The organism is Streptomyces rugosispiralis (genome assembly GCF_024505145.1).
Taxonomy (GTDB): Bacteria; Actinomycetota; Actinomycetes; order Streptomycetales; family Streptomycetaceae; genus Streptomyces; species Streptomyces rugosispiralis.
Map to the genome: position 1 here is coordinate 1 of NZ_JANIAA010000098.1, position 7,474 is coordinate 7,474.

General features: G+C 72.9%; 2 protein-coding genes. Both read right to left on the minus strand.

Annotated elements, in window-relative coordinates:
- Positions 1 to 1,440: type I polyketide synthase (locus NP777_RS46305; protein ID WP_256656227.1), on the minus strand; the 1,440-nt coding region annotated here is incomplete at its 3' end.
- Positions 1,441 to 1,482: 42 nt separating this feature from the next.
- Complete coding sequence (locus NP777_RS46310; RefSeq protein ID WP_256656228.1) at positions 1,483 to 7,464, minus strand: SDR family NAD(P)-dependent oxidoreductase; 5,982 nt, start codon at positions 7,462 to 7,464, stop codon at positions 1,483 to 1,485.
- Between the last annotated feature and the right edge of the window lie 10 nt (positions 7,465 to 7,474).

Genomic DNA, 7,474 nt, shown 5'->3' on the forward strand with positions numbered 1-7,474 from the left:
CACCCACGGAACCGTGCCCAGGTCCGAGGAGACCGGCTCGGTCGGCACATCCTCCTCAGAAGCCTGCTCCACGATCACATGCGCATTGGTGCCACTGATCCCGAAAGACGACACACCGGCCCGGCGCGGGCGCTCACCGTTCGGCCACTCCACCGGCTCGGTCAGCAGCCGCACACCGCCGCCGTCCCACTCCACATGGGGCGTCAGCTCCTCGGCATGGAGGGTGGCCGGGAGTACGCCGTGCCGCAGGGCCATCACCATCTTGATCACACCGGCCACACCCGCCGCACCCTGCGTATGCCCGATGTTGGACTTCAACGAACCGAGCCACAGCGGCCGGTCCTCCGGCCGGCCCCGGCCGTACGTGGCGATCAACGCATCGGCCTCGATCGGATCACCCAGCTTGGTGCCCGTGCCGTGCGCCTCCACCACGTCCACCTCGGACGGGGCCAGCCGGGCGCTGGCGAGGGCCTGGCGGATCACCCGCTGCTGGGAGGGGCCGTTCGGCGCGGTGAAGCCGTTGCTGGCACCGTCCTGGTTGATCGCCGAGCCGCGGATCACCGCCAGCACCCGATGGCCGTTGCGCCGGGCGTCGGACAGCCGCTCCAGCAGCACCAGGCCGACGCCCTCGCCCCATCCCGTTCCGTCGGCGTTCGCCGAGAACGCCTTGCACCGACCGTCCGGGGACAGCCCGCGCTGCCGGGAGAAGCCGGTGAACACCTCGGGAGTGGTCATCACCGTCACCCCGCCGGCCAGGGCCAGGGCGCACTCCTCCTGCCGCAGTGCCTGGCAGGCCAGATGGATCGCGACCAGCGACGACGAACACGCCGTCTCCACCGTGACGGCCGGTCCCTCCAGGCCTAGGGTGTAGGACACCCGTCCCGAGAGCAGGCTCGGTGCGTTGCCCGCGTATCCCTCGGATCCCTTCTGCGGAAGGTCGCCCGATGTGGTGCCGCCGGTGGTGGCCGTACCGGCGTAGACGCCCGTCCGGGAGCCCTTGAGGGACACCGGGTCGATTCCCGCCCGTTCGCATGCCTCCCAGGCGGTTTCCAGCAGCAGCCGCTGCTGGGGGCTGGTGGCGAGTGCCTCGCGCGGGCTGATGCCGAAGAACTGGGGGTCGAATCGGTCGGCGTCGTAGACGAATCCGCCCCGGCGGACGTATGTGGTGCCGGGGTGGTCCGGGTCCGGGTGATAGAGGCTGTCGAGATCCCAGCCGCGGTCGGTGGGGAAGTCCCCGATGGCGTCCACGCCGTCCGCGACCAGCCGCCACAGGTCCTCCGGTGTGTTCACCCCGCCCGGGAACCGGCAGGCGACGCTCACGACCGCGATCGGCTCCTGGTATCGCTCCTCCACCTCACGCAAACGCTGGCGCGTATCGTGCAGATCCGCGGAAACGCGCTTGAGATACTCGACCAGTTTCTCTTCATTCACGTTCACCATGAGGTTTCACCCGGCCCTCAGCGGTCGTCGCGCCCGGCACATTCAGGACACGCCCAGTTCGTTGTCGATGAAGTCGAGAACCTGGGCCGCGGACGCGGACTCCAGCCTCTCCGCGGCGGTCATCTCTTCCTCCGCCGACTTTCGTGTCGCCTTCCACTTCGCCAGCAGGCTCTCCAGCCGTGCCGTGATCGCCCCCGAGTCGCCGTCTTCCATCTCGAGGCCGATCAGGGTGGCTTCGAGCCTGGCCAGTTCATTGAGGACCGGATCGGCGCCTCCCCGGCCCGGTGTGGCGCCGACCGCCGGGGCGATGCGCTCCAGCAGGTAGTCGGCCAGCACCGCCGCGTCCGGATAGTCGAAGACGAGGGCGGCGGGCAGGCGCAGACCGGTGGCGGCGGCGATCCGGTTGCGCAGTTCGACGGCGGTCAGCGAGTCGAATCCCAGCTCCTTGAAGTTGGTGTCCGCCCGCACCGCTTCGGCGTCGGCGTGTCCGAGCACGGTGGCCACGTGGCCACGGACCAACTGGAGGACGGCGTGTTGCTGTTCCGCGACGGACAGGCCCGCCAGCCGGTCGGCCCAATCGTCCGGCCGTGCGTCGGCGGCCGCCGCGGTACGCCGCCCCGCCGCGCCACGGGCACCGGCACCGGCACCGGAGGCGGCGAGGGCGCGGAGCGTGGCGGGGAGGCTTTCGGCGGGCTGGGCGGCGAGGACACGGGTGTCCATATCCGCCGCGATCAGCTGATGGCCGCCGTGCTCGGCCGCCGCGTCGAGCAGCCGGAGCGCGTGGTCCGCGGCCATCGCGGTGACGCCCGAGCGGGACATCCGGGCCAGGTCCGCGTCGGCGAGCGCGCCGGTCATCTCGCTGGCCTCGGCCCACAGGCCCCACGCCACCGAGACCGTCGGCAGGCCCAGCGCCTGGCGGTGGGCCGCCAGCGCGTCGCAGAAGGCGTTTGCCGCCGCGTAGTTGGCCTGACCCGGGCTGCCCATGACTCCGGCGGCCGACGAGAACAGCACGAACGCGCCCAGGCGCAGATGTGCCGTCGCGGTGTGCAGATGCGCCGCGGCAGTGGCCTTCGCCGCCCAGACCCGCGCCAGCCGTTCGGGAGTCTGCGCGGTGACGACCGCGTCGTCCAGCACACCCGCCGCATGGATGACTCCCGTCAGCGGATGCGCGGGATCGACCCCCGCCACCAACTCGGCCACGGTTGTCGCGTCGGTGACATCGGCGGCCACGATGCGTACTCGCGCGCCCAGAGCGGCCAGCCGGTCGGCGAGGTCCCGGGCGCCCGGCGCGTCCGGGCCCCGGCGGCTCACCAACAGCAGATGCCCGATCCGCCAGACCCGTACGAGGTGTTCGGCGACCAGCGCGCCGAGGGTCCCGGTGCCACCGGTGATGAGGACTGTGCCGTCCGGGTCCACCGGGGCGGGGATGTCCAGGACCAGCTTGCCGGTGTGCTTGGCCTGGCTGAGATGGCGCAGCGCCTCACGTGCCCGGCTCAGCGGCCAGGTCCGCACCGGCAGCGGCGGCAAGGCTGCGGTGGAGTCGGGGGCTCGGGTGACGTCGATGACTCCGGCGGCTTCGCTGACCTCGGCGGCTCGGGTGAGCTCGGTGGCTCCGGTGGCTCCGGTGGCTCCGTCGGCCTCTGCGGCTCCGGCGCGTTCGATGCCCCCGGCAGCCCCGACAGTTCCCGTAACCCCGGTGACCCCGGCGACTCCGGCAGCCCCGGCAGCTCCGGCGGCCTCTACGCCTCCGGCGCGTTCGATGCCCCCGGCGGCCCCGACGGCTCCCGTAGCCCCGATGACCCCGGCGACTTCGATAGCCCCGGCAGCTCCGGTGACCTCGGCGGCCCCGGCGACTTCGATAGCTTCGGTGGCCTCGCTGGCTCCGGTGGTGGTGAACAGCTTGCCCAGTTCGCCCAGCATCCGGCCGACGCGTTCGGGTCCCGCGTCGGTGATCAGGTCGTAGACCTGGTACGTCACCCCCGGGTGCTCCTCCGCCACGCGCTCGGGGTCACGGAGGTCGGTCTTGCCCATCTCCATCAGTCGGCCACCCTCGCCCAACAGCCGCAGGGACGCGTCAACGAAGGGCCCGGCGAGGCTGTTGAGCACCACATCGACACCACGTCCGCCGGTGGCCTCGCGGAACACCTCCTCGAAGTCCAGATCGCGCGACGAGGCCCGGTGGGCCGCATCGATGCCCATCTCCTCCAGCACCCCGTGCTTACCGGGGCTCGCCGTCGCGTAGACCTCCGCCCCCAGCTGGCGGGCGATTCGCACGGCCGCCATGCCCACACCGCCGGTCGCGGCATGGATCAGGACCGACTCCCCGGCCCGGAGCCCGGCCAGCTCCACGAGCCCGTACCAGGCGGTCAGGTACGCCACCGGCGCCGAGGCCGCCTGCGGATAGGTCCACCCGGCGGGAATGGGCGCCACCATGCGGGCGTCGGTCACCGCCGTCGGGCCGAACGCGCGGTCGAAGACCCCCATGACCCGGTCGCCCACCGCGAGCCCGGTCACTTCGGGGCCGATGTCCAGCACCACACCGGCACCCTCGCCACCGAGCCCCGTCTGGCCCGGGACCATGCCCAAACTGATCAGCGCGTCGCGGAAGTTGATACCGGCCGCGTGCACCGCCACCCGCACCTGGTGCGGTTCGAGGGGCTCAAGCACCTCCGGGCACGGCACCGGCTTCACGTTCTCCACCGTGGCCGCGCCGGTCAGTTCCAGCCGCCATGCGGGCCGGCCCACCAGTGCGGCCAGACCGCCGCTGCTCACACCACCGGCGCGGATCAGCCGGGGCACCCGAAGCCGCCCCGCCCGCAGTGCGATCTGCGGCTCGTCCAGGTGCGCCGCCCACGCCACCGCGCTGCGCACGTCCTCGGCGAGCGGCTCGGCGTCCGGGTCGAGATCGACCAGAAGGAACCGTCCCGGGTTCTCCGCCTGCGCGCTGCGCACCAGCCCGCATACGGCGGCCCCGGCCATGTCCACGCCGCCGTCTCCGGTGCCTTCCCCCTCGGGCACGTCGATCGCCACCGCTCCCCGCGTGACCAGCACCAGCCGGGCGTCGGCCAGCCGAGGTTCGGCCAGCCAGTCCCGTACCAGCTCCAGCACCCGCTCCGAGGCCGCCAGACCGACGGCCGCCAGGTCCGTACCCACATACCCATCGGGCCCGTCGGACGGGTCACTGAGATACGCGATGGCCACCGAGGGGGTGAGGCCGTCACCGTCGAGGGCGGACACCAACGCCTCCAGATGCGGATGGCGTACCGCGCCCGGCACGATCGGCCCGCACTCGTCCGGGCCCAGAACCACCCAACCGCCGCCGTCCGCCGGATCCGGCTCCAGACCTTCCGTGTCGGTGCCCTGTGCGGGAACGGGCAGAGGCGTCCACTCCAGGGTGAACAGCCCGTCCACCTGCGGCCCGTCGGAGAACCGCAACTGGTCTACGGCGGCGGGGCGCAGCACCAGCGAGTCGACGGTCAGCACCGGACCGCCCACGGCGTCGGCCACCTCGACCCGCAGCCCGCGCTCGCCCTCGGCGCCACCCGCCTCCTGCCGCTGGGGCGAGAGCCGGACCCGTACGGTCGTGGCATCGCCGGCCCACAGCGATACGCCGTGCCAGGCGAACGGCAGCCACACCCGGCCGTCATCGTGGTCCTCCTCGGGCCGGTCCAGGAGGAACGCCGGATGCAGCGCGGCATCCAGCAGTGCGGGGTGGATACCGAACCCCTCCGCGTCTCCGGCGGCCTCGGGCAGCGCCACTTCGGCGAGCACATCGGCGCCATCCCGCCATACCGCCCGCAGCCCACGGAACGACGGCCCGTACGCGTACCCGGACGCCTCGGCGCGCTCGTAGAACCCGTCCAGCCGTACGGGCTCCGCGCCCATCGGAGGCCACGCCGGGCCCGGCTCGTCCACCGGAACCCGCGCGGGGCCCCGCGGGGACGGCGGGCCCAGGATGCCCTCGGCGTGGCATACCCAGCCCGGGTCCGCGCCGGGCTCGACATCGCGGTCGGGCCGGGAGTACACCCGCACATCGCGCCGCCCGTCCTCGGTGGCCACGTCGACCACCACCTGAACACGCAGCCCGCCGGACGCGGGCAGGACAAGCGGGACCTGGAGCGTCAGCTCCTCCACCCCGCCGCAGCCAGCCTCGTCGGCGGCCCGCAGCGCCCACTCCACCAGCGCCGCGCCCGGCGCCAGCACGGTCCCGGCCATCACATGCTCGGTCAGCCAGCTCCGGGCGCCCCCGGCCGCAATCCGGCCGGTCAGCACCAGCCCGCCATCGGCGAGCCCGACGGCGACGGGCAGTTGCGCGTGCTCGACGCGCTGCAGCCCGGTGGCCCCCACGTCCCCGACGCCACCACCCGCCGCCAGCCAGTAGCGCTCGCGCTGGAAGGCGTACGTCGGCAGATCCGCCGTCCGGGGCGCCGGATCGGCCGGGAACCAGCGGGCCCAGTCGACATCGGTGCCATGGGTGTGCAGTTGGGCGAGGGTGTGGCCGAGGGCGTGGGCATCGGGCCGTTTATGGCTCAGGGTCGCCGCCACCAGCGGGTTCGGCCGCCCGGCCCTGGCCTCGCCCTCGCCTCCGCCCCCGCCCTCGTCGGTGTCGGTGTCGTTGTCGGCCGTCGTCTCGTCGGCGGTGAGGTGCTGAAGGGTGTGCTGGGTCGCGGTGGCCAGAACGGGGTCGGGGCCGAGCTCGAGGAAGACGCCGGTTTCGGGCGCGATATGAGCGACGGCGGGGTGGAATCGCACGGGTTGGCGGATATGCCGTACCCAGTAGTCGGGTGTGGCCATTTCCTCGTCGGCCGGCTCACCCGTGAGATTGCTGAGCACCGGAAGGGTGGGCCGGTGGAAGGTCAGGCCGTCGATGGCCCGCGCGAACGGCTCCAGGATGGGGTCCATCAGCGGGGAGTGGAAGGCATGGCTCACCGTCAGGGACCTGGTCTTGCGGCCCTTCGCCGCCCAGGTGGCGCGGATGTCGGCGACCAGCTCGACCGGGCCGGAGACCACGGTGTTGCCGGGGGTGTTCAGGGCGGCGATGCCCACCTGGCCGTCGTATGCCGCCAGATCCTCGGCGAGTTCCTCGGCGGTGGCGGCGATGGTGGCCATGCCTCCGCCGATGGGAAGTTGCCCCATGAGCGTGGCGCGGGCGGCCACGAGTCGGCAGGCGTCGGGGAGGTCGAAGACCCCGGCGACATGGGCGGCGGCGATCTCGCCGATCGAATGCCCGATGACGGCGTCCGGGCGTACGCCGAACGAGTCGAGCAGCCGCGCCAGGGCGATATGCAGCGCGAACAGCCCCGCCTGGGCGTAGGTGGTGTGGTCCAACAGCCCCGGCCGCTCGGCCACACCGGCAAAGACCACTTCGCGGAGGGGGTGTTCGAGGTGGGGGTCGAGCAGTCCGCAGACCTCGTCGAACGCCGTGGCGAACACCGGGAACCGGTCGTACAGCCCGGCCCCCATCCCCTGGCGCTGGCTGCCCTGACCGCTGAAGAGCCACACGGTCTTGCCCGCCGCCACTCCACCACCGGGGAGCACCACCCCCGGATGGGGTTCGCCGGTGGCCAGCGCCTCCACGGCGGCCAGCAGCTCGGCGCGGTCATCGGCCAACGCCACCGCCCGGTGCTCGAACAGCGCCCGGGTGGTGGCGAGTGACCAGCCCACATCGGCCGCCGACATCTCCGAGTGCCCGGCGATCCGTTCGGCCAGGGCGGCGGCCTGGCCACGCAGCGCCCCGGCGCTCCGCGCGGACAGTGGCCATGGGACGGTCCACCGGTGGTCGGGAGCGGCCACGGGCTCGGCCGCGACGCGCTCGATCGGCTCGGGGGCCTGTTCAAGAAGGAGATGGGCGTTGGTGCCGGAGGCGCCGAAGGAGGACACGCCGGCCCGGCGCGGACGCTCACCATTCGGCCACTCCACCGGCTCGGTCAGCAGCCGCACCGCGCCGCTCTCCCAGTCCACATGCGGGCTCGGCTCATCGATATGCAGCGAGGCGGGCAGCGTTCCATGCCGGATCGCCTGCACCATCTTGATC